The sequence below is a fragment of the Pelagibacterium flavum genome (assembly GCF_025854335.1).
GTDB classification, from domain to species: Bacteria; Pseudomonadota; Alphaproteobacteria; order Rhizobiales; family Devosiaceae; genus Pelagibacterium; species Pelagibacterium flavum.
The window spans coordinates 1,559,122-1,572,259 of the sequence record NZ_CP107716.1; the positions used below are offsets into that span (position 1 = coordinate 1,559,122).

General features: G+C 61.4%; 12 protein-coding genes. 8 read left to right on the forward strand and 4 right to left on the reverse strand.

Annotated features, from left to right (window positions below):
* Window positions 1–51 precede the first annotated feature (51 nt).
* From OF122_RS07720 to OF122_RS07740, 5 genes are all read left to right on the forward strand, one after another.
* Window positions 52–843, forward strand: coding sequence for an outer membrane protein assembly factor BamD (locus tag OF122_RS07720; protein WP_264227193.1), 792 nt, complete (start codon window positions 52–54; stop codon window positions 841–843).
* Window positions 844–1,036: 193 nt separating this feature from the next.
* Window positions 1,037–2,710: a DNA repair protein RecN gene (gene recN / locus OF122_RS07725; RefSeq protein WP_264227194.1), complete on the forward strand. Its 1,674-nt coding sequence runs from the start codon at window positions 1,037–1,039 to the stop codon at window positions 2,708–2,710.
* Window positions 2,711–2,721: 11 nt separating this feature from the next.
* Window positions 2,722–4,866, forward strand: a complete 2,145-nt coding sequence (gene ligA, locus OF122_RS07730; RefSeq protein WP_264227195.1) for an NAD-dependent DNA ligase LigA — start codon at window positions 2,722–2,724, stop codon at window positions 4,864–4,866.
* Complete coding sequence (locus OF122_RS07735; protein ID WP_264227196.1) at window positions 4,839–6,122, forward strand: hypothetical protein; 1,284 nt, start codon at window positions 4,839–4,841, stop codon at window positions 6,120–6,122. The genes ligA and OF122_RS07735 overlap by 28 nt, the downstream gene beginning before the upstream one ends.
* 22 nt (window positions 6,123–6,144) lie before the next feature.
* Entirely contained in the window at window positions 6,145–6,507 is a 363-nt protein-coding gene (locus tag OF122_RS07740) for a GFA family protein (protein WP_264227197.1), read from the forward strand.
* A gap of 21 nt (window positions 6,508–6,528) precedes the next feature.
* On the opposite strand, the gene OF122_RS07745 is transcribed toward OF122_RS07740, so the two are convergent.
* The gene (locus OF122_RS07745) at window positions 6,529–8,355 is read right to left on the reverse strand and encodes an aminopeptidase P family protein (RefSeq protein WP_264227198.1); all 1,827 of its coding nucleotides are present in this window, start codon (window positions 8,353–8,355) and stop codon (window positions 6,529–6,531) included.
* A gap of 141 nt (window positions 8,356–8,496) precedes the next feature.
* Here OF122_RS07745 and OF122_RS07750 point away from each other — a divergent pair, with 141 nt between their 5' ends.
* The gene (locus OF122_RS07750) at window positions 8,497–8,640 is read left to right on the forward strand and encodes a hypothetical protein (RefSeq protein ID WP_014131140.1); all 144 of its coding nucleotides are present in this window, start codon (window positions 8,497–8,499) and stop codon (window positions 8,638–8,640) included.
* 79 nt (window positions 8,641–8,719) lie between these two features.
* On the opposite strand, the gene OF122_RS07755 is transcribed toward OF122_RS07750, so the two are convergent.
* Complete coding sequence (locus OF122_RS07755) at window positions 8,720–9,589, reverse strand: 50S ribosomal protein L11 methyltransferase (RefSeq protein WP_264227199.1); 870 nt, start codon at window positions 9,587–9,589, stop codon at window positions 8,720–8,722.
* 224 nt (window positions 9,590–9,813) lie between these two features.
* On the opposite strand from OF122_RS07755, the gene OF122_RS07760 reads away from it, so the two are divergent.
* Complete coding sequence (locus OF122_RS07760; RefSeq protein WP_264227200.1) at window positions 9,814–10,107, forward strand: putative quinol monooxygenase; 294 nt, start codon at window positions 9,814–9,816, stop codon at window positions 10,105–10,107.
* Window positions 10,108–10,298: 191 nt separating this feature from the next.
* The gene (locus OF122_RS07765) at window positions 10,299–11,141 is read left to right on the forward strand and encodes an AraC family transcriptional regulator (RefSeq protein ID WP_264227201.1); all 843 of its coding nucleotides are present in this window, start codon (window positions 10,299–10,301) and stop codon (window positions 11,139–11,141) included.
* Window positions 11,142–11,335: 194 nt separating this feature from the next.
* Here the strand turns inward: OF122_RS07765 and OF122_RS07770 are convergent.
* Together OF122_RS07770 and OF122_RS07775 are read right to left on the reverse strand one after the other, a co-directional pair.
* Window positions 11,336–12,284, reverse strand: a protein-coding gene (locus OF122_RS07770; RefSeq protein ID WP_264224182.1) for an IS630 family transposase whose coding sequence is annotated in 2 segments (ribosomal slippage) — window positions 11,336–11,947 and window positions 11,949–12,284 — 948 coding nt in all. Because the reading frame shifts where the segments join, the coding sequence is not laid out codon by codon here.
* A 122-nt stretch (window positions 12,285–12,406) separates the two neighbouring features.
* Entirely contained in the window at window positions 12,407–13,108 is a 702-nt protein-coding gene (locus OF122_RS07775) for an HAD family hydrolase (RefSeq protein ID WP_264227202.1), read from the reverse strand.
* Window positions 13,109–13,138: the final 30 nt, after the last annotated feature.

Sequence of the window (13,138 nt, forward strand, 5' to 3'; positions counted from 1 at the left end):
TTTTTCGTGAAGATCATAGCCAGACCAAGCAAAGCGCCACGGATTTGGAAGATGGCCGCGGCCATGGCCCTTGTTGGGGTGCTTGCCGCCTGTTCGCCCATGTCGATGTTTTCGCGCACCGGGGACGAAGAGCCGTTGGTTCCAGCCGAACAGCTTTACGCAAGCGCTGTCACCAATATGGAGAACAATCGCTATATCGCTGCCATCGAGGATCTTGAAACGCTCGAGCGGCAGAACCCGTTCTCTGAGGTCAACGAACGCGCCAAGGTGATGCAGGTCTTCGCCAATTTCCGCCTTGCCCGCTTCTCGGAAGCCGCGCGGCAGGCCGACCAGTTCCTGGCGCTTTATCCGCGCTCCTCGGAAGTGCCCTATATCCTGTTCCTCAAGGGCAGCTCGTATTACGAGCAGATCACCGATATCACGCGCGATCAGGAACTGGCTCAGGACGCCATCGAGACATTCACCCAGTTGCAGGCGAACTATCCGGACTCGCGCTATGCTCAGGAATCGCGGCAGATGCTGCTGATTGCCCGCGATCAGATTGCCGGCAAGGAAATGAGCGTGGGCCGCTACTATCTGGGCAATGGCCAGTACACGGCGGCGATCAATCGGTTCCGGGTGGTTGTGGAAGATCATCAGACTTCGACCCATGTGGAAGAAGCGCTGTATCGGCTGACCGAAGCCTATCTGACGCTGGGCCTGGTGGGCGAAGCACAGACGGCAACAGCCGTGCTGGGCACCAACTATCCGAGCTCGGAATGGTATCAGCGGGGCTTTGCGCTGCTCCAGAACCAGGGCCTGCAGCCCCAGATGATGACTGGAAACTGGATGGCGGATCGCTAGGTCTCGTCCAGGCAGCAATATGGCGATGCCCCGGCCAGCGGTCGGGGCATTTTCGTATGCGCTTGTCGCTGGAAGTTTGTTCCTGTAATGTTCGCGTCTTCAATGGTGCGAATCTCGCGTTCGAGGTTTGCAGCGGGGGCGTTTCACAGGGTACATAGTCGGGGCCACCAAACGAACGGGAGAAGCGGGAGCGATGTTGAACACGCTTTCGGTCCGCAATATCGTTCTGATCGACCAGCTCGACCTGGCGTTCGAGACGGGCATGACCGTCCTGACCGGCGAAACGGGTGCGGGCAAATCGATCCTTCTTGATGCGCTCACACTGGCGCTGGGCGGACGAGGGGATGCCGCGCTGGTGCGCAAGGGCGCCGATAGCGGGCAGGTCGTGGCGGTCCTCGCCCTGTCTGAAAGCCATCCGGCGCGGATGCTGCTGCGCGAGAACGAGATCGAGGATGATGCGGAGATCATCCTGCGGCGCGTGCAGCATGCGGACGGCCGCACTCGGGCCTTTATCAACGATCAACCCGTTTCGGCAGGACTTTTGAAATCCATCGGCGCGCTGCTCGTGGAAATTCATGGACAGCATGACGACCGCGCGCTTGTGGATGCGGCGACCCATAGGGTGCTGCTGGACAGTTTCGGTGGCTATGAGGCCGATCTTGTGGCCGTTTCGAAGGCGCATGGACGGCTGGTGGCTGCGCAGAAGGCGGTCGACGTGCAGCGGGCACGTGTGGAACAGGCAGCGCGTGAGGAGGATTATGCGCGCCATGTTGTCGAGGAATTGTCGGCCCTCAAACCGGAGGTCGGGGAGGAAGTAACACTTTCGGAGCGCCGGCAATGGCTGATGGGGCTCGAAAAGGCGGCGGGAGAGGTCAACGACGCCGACGAGATTCTCAACGGCACCAATGCGCCCGGGCCGACCCTGGCCATGTTGCTGAGGCGGCTGACGCGAAAATCGGAGGCCGAGGCGGCGCTGTTTGCACCGATGGCCGATGCGGTCGATCAGGCGCTGGTGGCGCTCGATACAGCCAGCGAGGCGCTGGAAGCGATCCGGCGGGAGATGGCGTTCGACCCGCGCGAGCTCGAGCAGGTCGAGGAGAGGCTGTTTGCATTGCGGGCGGCGGCACGAAAGCATCAGGTCGAAGCCGACGCCTTGTCCGAGGTGCTGGCGAAGTATGCGGGCGATATCGAGGCGCTGGAATCGGGCGCGGAGACTCTGGTGGTGCTCGAAGCCGAGCTTAGAGAAGCCGGTATTGAGTATCGTGGGGCGGCCGAGAAGCTCTCGAAAGCACGTGAGAAAGCGGCCAGGGCGCTCAGCAAGGCGGTTGAGGCGGAGTTGCCGGATCTCAAGCTGGGGGCGGCGAAGTTCATTGTCGACCGGCAGGTGGATGTGGAGCGGGTTTCACCGCACGGGATCGATCAGATCGCCTTTCACGTGCAGACTAATCCGGGCACGACGCCGGGGCCGATGATGAAGGTGGCTTCTGGTGGCGAGCTGTCACGGTTTCTTCTGGCGCTCAAGGTGGTGCTGGCCGACAGGGGTTCGGTGCCCGTGCTGATATTTGACGAGATCGACACCGGCGTTGGCGGCGCGGTAGCGGACGCCATCGGCAAGCGGCTGGCGCGGCTGGCGCAATCGGTGCAGGTTCTGACCGTTACACACGCACCACAGGTGGCGGCGCGGGCGCAGACTCATCTGCTGATCGAAAAGCAGGCGATTGAGGAAGGTGCGTTCATGCGTACGCATGTGCGGCCGCTCGATATCGAGACGCGGGGCGAAGAGGTGGCGCGCATGCTGGCCGGGGCGACGATTACCGAAGAAGCGCGTGCGGCGGCGCAGCGGCTGATGCGTGAAGTTGGCGTTTAGGAGCTAGTGCCTTGAGTATCGATTTGCCGGTTGTCGAGCTGTCGCCGGAAGACGCCAAGAGGGAACTCGACCGGTTGCACGGTGTGATCGAAAGAGCCGACAGAGCCTATTATCAGGACGACGCGCCCGAGATTTCGGACGCCGAGTATGACGCTGCGCGGCGGCGTTATATGGAGATCGAAACGCAGTTTCCCGAATTGCGGCGGGCGGACTCATTGTCCGAGCGCGTTGGAGCGGCGCCAGTCGATGGCTTTGCCAAGGTGCGGCATGCGGTGCCGATGCTGTCGCTGGGCAATGCGTTCGACGATGCAGATGTCGCCGATTTTGTTCAGCGCGGGCGAAAATTTTTCGAGCGCGACAAGAACCTGGAACTGGCGTTTACCGCAGAGCCCAAGATCGACGGGCTTTCGGCCTCGCTTCGTTATGAAAACGGGATTTTCGTGCGCGGCGCGACAAGAGGGGATGGCACCGAAGGCGAGGACATCACCGAAAACCTCAAGACCATTGCCGACATTCCCAAAAAGCTTTCGGGCGCGGGGTGGCCAGACGTGCTCGAGGTGCGCGGCGAGGTTTATATGACCCACGCCGATTTCGCGGCGCTCAAGAAGCGCTCGGCGGAAGAGGGGGGGCAGGATTACGTCAATCCGCGCAATACGGCCGCCGGATCGCTGCGCCAGAAAGATCCTTCGGTTACCGCCAAGCGGAATTTGAAGTTTTTCGCCTATGCCTGGGGGCAGGTGAGCGCGCCGATTGCCGAAACGCAGTTTGAAGCGGTGCAAAGGCTGGGTGAATGGGGTTTTGCCATCAATCCGCTGATGATCCGCACGACGAGCGTTGAGGAATTGCTTGGCCATTACCGATCGATCGAGGAACAACGGGCGACGTTGGGCTACGACATCGACGGGGTTGTGTACAAGCTCGACAGGCTCGATCTGCAGCAGCGCTGGGGGTTCGTGGCGCGGGCGCCGCGCTGGGCCATCGCGCACAAATTTCCCGCCGAACAGGCGACGACCATTCTGCACAAGATCGACATCCAGGTGGGGCGCACGGGGACACTGACGCCGGTGGCGCGGTTGCAGCCGGTGACGGTGGGCGGTGTGGTTGTGGAAAACGCGACGCTGCACAATGAGGATTATATCGCGGGGCGCGACAGCTTCGGGGCCGAGATCCGCGACGGATACGACATCCGGGAGGGGGATACGGTCATCGTGCAGCGGGCCGGTGACGTTATTCCGCAGATCGTTGCGGTTGTGCCCGACAAGCGTCCGGCAGGATCCAAGCCGTTCGAGTTTCCTCATGTCTGTCCCGAGTGTGGGTCCGAGGCGGTGCGGGAGGTCAATCCGAAAACCGGCAAGCTCGATGCGCGACGGCGGTGCACGGGAGAGTTGATCTGTCCCGCGCAGGCGGTCGAGAATCTGAAGCATTTCGTTTCCCGCAACGCGCTCGATATCGACGGGCTGGGGGACAAGCAGATCGCTGCGTTTCATGCGGAAGGGCGGATAAGGGAACCGGCCGATATCTTCAGGTTGGCCGAGGAGGACGCCAACAGTCTGAAAAAACTCAAGGATCAGGAGGGGTGGGGCGAGACTTCGGTCAAGAAACTCTTTGCCGCCATCGATGCGCGGCGCGAGCCCGATCTGGACCGGTTCATCTTCGCGCTCGGCATTCGTCATGTGGGGGAATCGACGGCGGCGCTGTTTGCCAAGACGTTCTCGAACTTCGAAGCGTTTCGGGAAATAGCTTTCCGGGCCGGAAAGGGCGATGAGGAAGCCTATGATACCCTGTTGGGCATCGACGGCGTTGGCGACACGGTGGTGCAATCGGTCACGGGCTTTTTTGCCAATGAGCGCAACGAGAAGGCCATCGACGCGCTGCTCGCCGAGGTGAAGCCGAAAGAATATGTTGTCAGCATTTCCGCTGACAGCGCGGTAGCGGGAAAGACAGTTGTGTTTACCGGCAGCCTCGAGCGCATGTCGCGTACCGAGGCCAAGGCGATGGCCGAGCGGTTGGGCGCCAAGGTTTCAGGTTCGGTTTCGGCCAAGACCGACCTCGTGGTGGCTGGACCGGGGGCTGGCAGCAAGCTCAAACAGGCCGAAAGTCTCGGCGTCGAGGTGATTTCGGAAGATGAATGGTTCGAAAGGACGGGGCAGGCATGATGGGCAGGGTCTGGCTGGCGTGCGTGCTGGCTTTCGGGGCGGTCACCGGCGCCGCCGCGCAGGAGAGCACCGCCGATATTCTGCGTGAACATCTCTATGGCGGCCAATTGGTCGAGGGGCTGGCGGCTATGGAGGCGCGGGCCGACAATGACCCTGAAGCCTCGTTCGGTGTTGGCGTTTTGGCCTTGTTTTCAGCCATCGAGGGGTTGGTGCAGCCGCTTTATGCCCACGGGTTCGATCCTGAGCGGGGCATCGCCGTCAGCCCGTTTTTCGGAATGATGGGGATGGAGGGAAATCAAAGGACGCCTGAGCCGCTTAGCTATGGTGATTTGCGCGGCTATCTTGAAACCTTTTCGGACGATCTGGACATAGCCATTCCCTTGTTGCTTGCGGCAGCGGAAGGCGATTTTTCCGTCGAGATCGACGTGACGCAGATTCGCATCGATATCGACGGTGACGGACAGGCGGGCGAGGCAGAATCGGTGGGTGCGTTCCTGGCCATGGCAGCCGGGGCGGGGCAGCGGCTCGACATGGGATCGGGGATGGCGCCTGGCCTGGGTCTTCCTGCCACCAGTTTCGCCTTCGATGGAGCGGATGCGATCTGGCTGGCGGGGTATTCGCAGGTTTTGGCGACGCAGTCGGACTTTCTGCTGGCCCATGATTTCGAGGGGTTCTTCGATGCGGCGCTGCACCGGCTGTTCCCGGGAGCCGGATTGCCGATGGAGACCTATCCCAATGGCGGGCAGTTGTTCATGGACCGTGACAGCGACGCTTTGCTGGCCGATGCGATTGCCATGATCCATACGATCAATTGGCCCATCGTTGATCGGGATCGGCTGATTGGGGCGCGGGACCGATTGTTCAACGTGCTCGATTTGTCGCGGCGCAACTGGAACGCGATCCTGGCGGAAACCGACGATCATCTCGAATTTATTCCCTCGCCCCGCCAGACGCCGCTGGCGCCTCAAATGACCATCACCAAAGAGATGGTGGAGGCGTGGCGTGAGACGCTGGACGTTTCGGAGGCCATATTGCGCGGCGAGTTGCTTTTGCCGCACTGGCGGTATGCTGAGCTGGGGTTCGACCTGGCCGCGTGGTTCGAGGGGGCCGAGCGGACCGATTTCGTGTTGCTGTTTACCGGGCTCGATGCCTTGCCGTATCTCAAGGCGGGCGAGATCGCCGATGCTGGATCGTTTGCGGCGGCCAATGCGGTGTTCGGCGGTTCAATCTGGAATTATGCGGCCTGGTTCAATTAGCGCGACAAAGGAGCACCGGGTCATGCCGGAGGTCCACAAGCTTTGCTGCCATTGCGGCGAAATCGAGCTTGAAGTGTCCCATGAGTTGGGGCGGCTCGTGGAGTGCAATTGTTCGACCTGCGCGCGCTCGGGCTTCCTTCACTGGAAGGTGCCGGTGGAGGCGGTGCGTCTTCTGACGCAAAAGCGCAGGCTCTCGGTCTATCTATGGCGCGATGTGGATGGCGGGCACCATTTTTGCCCGACCTGCGGCACCGCAATCTTCAGGACCGGTTATCGGGACAGAATTTCGATCAACGCCCGGTGCCTTGTGGGCGTCGATGTTTTTGCGCTTGAGGTGGAGCGCCTGGACGGCCGCAACGAAATGCCGCCGGGCCCAACCATCTGACCGGACGCCCGACGGTGTCTTTCACAGCGGAGCGGTGGCCCGATCCAGCCAGCTTCTTGTGTTTTCGTCGAGGTGGGGGGCGATTTCGCGGGCGATGCGGGCGTGGTAGGCGTTGAGCCAGTCGCGTTCAGCGGTTTCGAGCATCTCGACAGCGATCAGGCGCCGGTCGATGGGCGCCAGAGTGAGGGTCTCGAAATCGAGATAGCCCGGGGCCAGTTCGCTCTCCTGCACGATGATGAGGTTCTCGATCCGGATGCCGTACTGGCCTTCGAGGTAATAGCCAGGCTCGTTGGACAGGACCATGCCAGGCTCGAACGGCACGGTGTAACGCGGCGAAATCCCGGCCGGGCCTTCATGGACCGAGAGGAACGCGCCGACGCCATGGCCGGTGCCATGGTTGAAGGTGAGACCGACCTGCCAGAGAAACTGACGCGCCAGGATATCGATCTGTGCGCCGTTGGTGCCCTTGGGAAACCGGGCGCGAGAAATGGCGATCATGCCCTTGAGGACGCGCGTGAAATGGTCCTTCTGCTGCGCGGTGACCGGGCCAGTGGCCATTGTGCGGGTGATGTCGGTGGTGCCCGAGAGATATTGGGCACCTGAATCGACCAGCATCAATTCGCCGGGATTGAGCGTGCGGTTGGTTTTTTCCGAAACGCGGTAATGAACGATGGCGCCGTTGGGCCCCGAGCCTGAAATGGTTTCAAAGCTCACATCGACCGCGGTCGGCTCCTCGCGCCGGTAAGCTTCGAGCATCTTGACGATGTCGATTTCGGTGAGGCCGCCGCGCGGCGCTGCCTCATCGAACCAGGCGAGGAACTTGGCAAAGGCGATGCCGTCGAGCTTATGGGCCTCGCGCATGCCGGCCAGTTCGACATCGTTCTTTTTGGCCTTGGGCAACAGGACGGGATCGCGCTTCTCGATCAGTCTCGCGCCGTTCGACAGCACCGATTTGACCTGAACCGGCGCGGTTTCCGGATCGAACCAGACGGCGCGGCCCTGTTTGGCCAGATCGCCAAGCGCGGCTTCAAACCCATCCTTGCTCTTGAGGTCGGCGATATCGGCCAGGGCGGAGCGGTTCTCGTCGGTGAGCTTGTTGTGGGCCAGAAACAGGGTCGGCCTTCCTTCAGCGGGGATGATGGCAAAACCGAGAACGAACGGATTGTGGGGGACGTCACGACCACGGATGTTGAACAGCCAGCACAGCGATTCCGGCAAGGTCAGAACGACCGCTGCCGCGTCCTCCTTGACCATCGTTGCGCGCAGTTCGGCGAGCTTTTCGGTGGTGGGCTTGCCGGTACGGTTGTGGCCGAGCACGTCAAGCGGTCCCTGCGGGGGCGCCGGCCGGTCTGTCCAGATCGCATCGATGGGATTGGAGACGGGTACAAGCTCGATGCCTGCCTTTTCCAGTGGCTCTCTGATCGATGCCAGACGGCCCGGCGTGTGCAGCCAGGGGTCGAACCCGATACGGGAGCCAGAGGGAAGGTTTTCGGCCATCCAGTCGCCGGGGTTGGTCGTTGTCGTATCGTGAATGGAAACCAGCGCGGTGTCGGTCTGGGCAGGGGCCTGAAGCGTATAGCGGCTGTCCACGAACAGGGCCGCGAGATCGTTCGTCACCACGGCCATGCCCGCAGAGCCGGTGAACCCGGTGAGATATGCAAGGCGCGCATCGCAATCGGGCACGTATTCGCCCTGATGAACATCGGTGCGCGGGATCAGGAAGCCGTCGATTCCCAGCTCCGCGAAAGTGGTTCTGAGGGCGGAAAGGCGCGGGGCGACCTGGGCAGGGTCAGACTTCTCGTCGAAGGTCTGGAACCTGGCGTCCGGGATAGCGGCATATTCGGGCATGATGGACTTTCTCGTTAACCGTCCATGCGCTTCCGGCATGGCTGGGTTTCGCTTTGAGGACTAACTAACAGAAGCGAATGGCTCTATCTATTGTCTCGAAGGCAAAGGTTACTCGATTTTTGCCAACCAAGGAGAGATGACATGGTTGAAGACAAGAGCTTCTTCCGCAAGGCACTCGATGCCATGATCGAAGCCCGCAGCCGTGAAGCGGCTCGTCAGGTCGATCGCTATACGCGGATTTACGGGTGTGACTTCGGCACGTCCAAGAAGGGCGCGGCCGAATAGGGTCGCCTGGGGCTGAACGGCCCCACAGCACTATCGTAAGCATGAGCCCCTACGGCCCGCCAGCCGCCGGGGCTTTTTGTTATGCCTTTTCCAGAATCAGCGTGGCCCAGTCCTTGCGGACGATGCGGTCCTTCAGCACCATGCCCTGACGGTTGTAGGCGGCGATGACGCGCTGCGCCTGGGTGTTGAGCAGGCCCGAGAGGATGATGGCCGCTCCGCGGTCGGCGATGCGACCGATATCGGGCGAGAGCTCCACCAGCGGGCCAGCCAGGATATTTGCGATTATGAGATCGTAGGGCGCGTTGCCCCGGATTGTCGTGTGGTCGAGACCGGCGGCATCGACCGGGACGATCATGTGTGAAACCCCATTGGTCCGGGCGTTTTCCCGGGTAATGCGGACAGCGAGAGGGTCGATGTCGGAGGCCAGGACCGGGAGTTTGCGGCGCTTGGCAACGGCGATGGCCAGAATGCCGGTGCCGGTGCCTATGTCTATGGGACGCATGGGTTTTTTGCGTTTGAGGACGCGTTCGATTGCCTCAAGGCAGCCCGTAGTGGTTTCGTGGTGACCGGTGCCGAAGGCCTGAGCGGCGTCGATGCGGATGGGGATGAGCCCGCGCGGCAGGGCGCCGGTCTCATGGCTGCCATAGACGTAGAAGCCGCCCGCGGTGACCGGCTTGAGGCCCTCGAGTGAGCGTGACACCCAATCGGCTTTTTCATCAATGGGTTCGATGGCAAAGCCGACGTCGCCACCGAGGATTTCGCGGGCCAGCGCCTCGAACGCAGCCAGATCGGGCGGGCTGTCGCAGGTGGCCTGGAACACCCATTCTCCGGTGTCCTCGTTCTCGTGGGCCGAGGCCGTGAGGGCCAAATCATCGCGGTCCATCACGGCATCGACCAGGGCATAGGCCTGGTCCTTGGTGAGGGGGATGGATATCTGATCCTGGGGCATTGGGGTCGCTTTCACTGGACTGGCGCGGGTTGTGAAACGGGCACAGCGATAAGTCAACATTGGCGGTAAAAGCTATGGACGTGGGTGAAATGTCGTTCCATGTTTGTTCTGGGTGTAGGTCTGAAACCGACCCAAATTTGCCATCGGGGGCGGGACGCGCGAGTGTTGTCTGTCCGGCGGAGTGATGGGTACGATCTGGCCCGTGCCGGGAGTTTGGAGGAAAGATGTATGGATTGATCGGGCGAATGATCGCGACGGAGGGCCGGCGCGAAGAGTTGATGGCTATCCTGAAAGAAAGCGCCGGCGGGCGGATGCCGGGGTGCCACAGCTATATCGTTGCGCGATGCAAGGAGCATCCTGACGGGATCTGGGTGACCGAGGTCTGGGACGATGCCGAGAGCCACAAGGCGTCGCTGGAACTGACGGCGGTGCAGGATGCGATTGCCCAGGCGCGACCGTTGATCGTCGGGTTCGACAACCGGTTCGAGACAGAGCCGGTGGGTGGGCTCGGGCTTTAGGTTGCGCGACCAGTTGGGTGATGGCAGCCTGTAAACGACAGTGTTCGCTGTCGCGGACCTTCGGTTCGGCACACACTGACCCAACTTCTCACAAAACCTGTAAGCGGGGCCGGAAAAGCGCAAGGGCGGTCAAGCCGGGGCGTGGCGGTTGGCGCAATGTCGGTGGTGTAAAGACATCAAGGGAAACTGCCGTGCGGTTCGTGGGCAAGGTGATCTGGTACATCGAGAGCAATTTCCGCAAAGGGGTTGGGCTCGATGAAATCGCAGCGGCCTGCGGCGTGTCGCGATTTCACATGTGCCGCAGCTTTGCGGCGGCAACGGGGTATCCGGTCATCGACTATCTGCGGGGCCGGCGGTTGACCGAAGCGGCCCGGCAGCTCGCGGCGGGCGCGCCAAGCATACTCGATGTGGCGCTACAAGCCGGATACGGGTCCCATGAAGCCTTTACCCGCGCCTTTCGCGACCGGTTCGGGGTAACGCCCGAGACGGTGAGGGATGGAGGCGCGGTGGATCAAACCCTGCTTGTGGAGCCCATCAGAATGGACAGAGCAAACGAGACGACAATTGAACTGGCAGAGCCGCGGCGCGAGAAGAGCGGGCCGCTGACCATCGTCGGGCTGAGCCGACGATATAAATATCGCGAGGTGGGGGGCATCCCTGCGCAATGGGTGGAGTTTCAGCCTTTCGAGGGTACGCTGGGCGAGCAGAAGGGCCTTTGGTACGGGGTATGCGACGGGTTCAACGAAACCGAGGGGACCTTTCGCTACACCTGCGGGGTCGCCGTCGAGCAACCGGGAGACGTGCCCGCAGAACTTGAGGTCATCAAACTGGCTGCCCGATCTTACCTTGCCTTTGCGCACAAGGGGCATATCTCGGAGTTGCGGCACACGATGAATGCGATCTGGAGCCAATATATGCCGGTTAGTCCCGACAAGCCCGATGGCGATGCGCCAATGTTCGAGCTTTATGATGAAAAGTTCGACCCCAGGACCGGACATGGTGGATTGGAAATCTGGATTCCGATCAAGGGGTAAGGCGCCGGTCTTCAACCGGTGCCTGTGGTCTGAATGGATTGGCCGGGCCGGGATGTGGGGCAACGCATTGTCGTCATCCCGGACCTGATCGGGGAGGCGCTGGCGCCAGAACTTGTGGTTCAGTCTCGGGCGCTGGGGGGTACTGGATCCCGGCTCAAGGCCGGGATGACCGAAGAGAAAGAGGCTAGAGCCTTTCAGTTTTTAACAGAAGCGTATCCTGCATTTTCGAGATAATTTGCGCATTCGTCTTGGCTGATGTTTGAGATGAGGTGGCCGACGTGACGCCATGTATCCTCAAGGGTGCGCATTTGGGCTTGGCGCATCCAATGCTTGATCTTGGCGAAGGCCTGCTCGATCGGGTTGAGGTCGGGCGAATAGGGCGGCAGGAACCAGAGCCTGGCACCGGCGGCCTTGATGGCTTGGCGAATGGCTGCGGCCTTGTGGCTGCCGAGATTGTCCATGACGACGATATCGCCAGGTTCCAGCACCGGCACGAGTTGCTGCTCGACATAGGCGCGGAAGCACTGACCATTGATCGGCCCGTCGAACACGCAAGGCGCCGTCAGCCGGTCGCAGCGCAATGCGGCCAAGAAGGTGAGCGTGCGCCAGTGACCATGCGGGGCAAAACCACGCAGGCGTTTGCCCTTCTGCCCCCAGCCACGCAGCGGCGCCATGTTGGTCTTGATCCATGTCTCATCAATGAACACCAGCCGCCGGGGATCGAGATCCGCCTGAAAAGACCGCCAGCGCCGTCGCCGCCGGGCTATGTCGGCACGAGCATGCTCAAGGGCGAACAGTGTTTTTTTTGAAACGAAGCCCCTCACGGCGCAGGAATTTCCACACCGTATCGTGCGACACCTTCACCCCGCGCGCCGCCAGCTCCTCCTTCAGTCCGTGCAGCGTCAGATGCGGTCTCTGGTCAATGCGCTCAACGATGAATGATCGGTGAGGGTCGAGAATGCGCTTGCGGTGCCCACCCATCTTGCCGGGCTCCACCGAGCCCGTAGCCCGGTAGCGCTGATGCCACTTCACCGCCGAGGAAACGGCAACACCAAAGCGGGCCGCGACAGACCGGCAGCTCTCACCGGTCTCGATCGCACCAACGACACGCTCGCGAAGATCATTGGATAGAGGTGCTGTCATCAGATGCTGGCCTCCTTCCCAGCCGACATCTTGAATCACAAAATCCCGAACTCGGGAATCCCCAACCGATTCAATCAATGACTGAACCGCTCTAGGGCGGATCAGGCGAAAGTCGATTGATGCTAGCGCTCGAGGCGTTCGATCAGGGGGCGCAGTTCGGCCAGCGTTTCGATTTTGGCGAAACGGGGAGCGTTGTCGGGCTCTTCGGCGCGTTCGTAGTCCCAAGTGAGCGCGTGGGGGACGTAAGTGCCCCATCCGCCCGCTTCGATGGCGGGGAGAACGTCCGAGCGGAGGGAATTTCCAACCATCATGGCCTGTTCTGGGCCGTCGCCGTGGCGCGCGAAGGCGGTCGAATAGGTGGCGGGGGACTTGTCGGAGACGATCTCTACGGCGTTAAAAAAATCGCCCAGACCGGATTGCGCCAGCTTGCGCTCCTGATCGAACAGATCGCCCTTGGTGATCAGCACCAGTGTGTGGCTGGCGGTGAGGGCTTCAAGTGTCTCGTGGACGTGGGGCAGGGTGTTGACGGGGTGGCTGAGCATTTCGCGGCCGGCGGCAACGATGCGGGCGATGATATCGCCGGGCACCTTGCCGTCGGTGATCTCGATGGCGGTTTCAATCATCGAGAGGGTGAAGCCTTTGATGCCGAAGCCATAATGAGCGAGGTTGCGCTTTTCGGCGTCCAGCAGCCGGGCAGAGAGATGCTCGGGCTCGGCGTAATCGGCCAGCAGTTCTGCGAAATGGGCTTCGGTCAGCCGAAAGAAGTGCTCGTTTTCCCAAAGCGTGTCGTCGGCGTCAAAGCCGATTGTCGTTAGGGTGTTCATAGGCGCTATCTGCCACGATCCGACCGGGAA

Excerpts from the sequence above, each read along its gene's own strand:
- OF122_RS07775 (WP_264227202.1), bottom strand. The coding sequence starts at position 13,108 with ATGAACACCCTAACGACAATCGGCTTTGACGCCGACGACACGCTTTGG.
- OF122_RS07750 (WP_014131140.1), top strand. The coding sequence starts at position 8,497 with ATGGTTGAAGACAAGAGCTTCTTCCGCAAGGCACTCGATGCCATGATC.
- OF122_RS07720 (WP_264227193.1), top strand. The coding sequence starts at position 52 with ATGGCCGCGGCCATGGCCCTTGTTGGGGTGCTTGCCGCCTGTTCGCCC.
- recN (WP_264227194.1), top strand. The coding sequence starts at position 1,037 with ATGTTGAACACGCTTTCGGTCCGCAATATCGTTCTGATCGACCAGCTC.
- OF122_RS07755 (WP_264227199.1), bottom strand. The coding sequence starts at position 9,589 with ATGCCCCAGGATCAGATATCCATCCCCCTCACCAAGGACCAGGCCTAT.
- OF122_RS07740 (WP_264227197.1), top strand. The coding sequence starts at position 6,145 with ATGCCGGAGGTCCACAAGCTTTGCTGCCATTGCGGCGAAATCGAGCTT.
- OF122_RS07745 (WP_264227198.1), bottom strand. The coding sequence starts at position 8,355 with ATGCCCGAATATGCCGCTATCCCGGACGCCAGGTTCCAGACCTTCGAC.
- OF122_RS07760 (WP_264227200.1), top strand. The coding sequence starts at position 9,814 with ATGTATGGATTGATCGGGCGAATGATCGCGACGGAGGGCCGGCGCGAA.
- OF122_RS07735 (WP_264227196.1), top strand. The coding sequence starts at position 4,839 with ATGGTTCGAAAGGACGGGGCAGGCATGATGGGCAGGGTCTGGCTGGCG.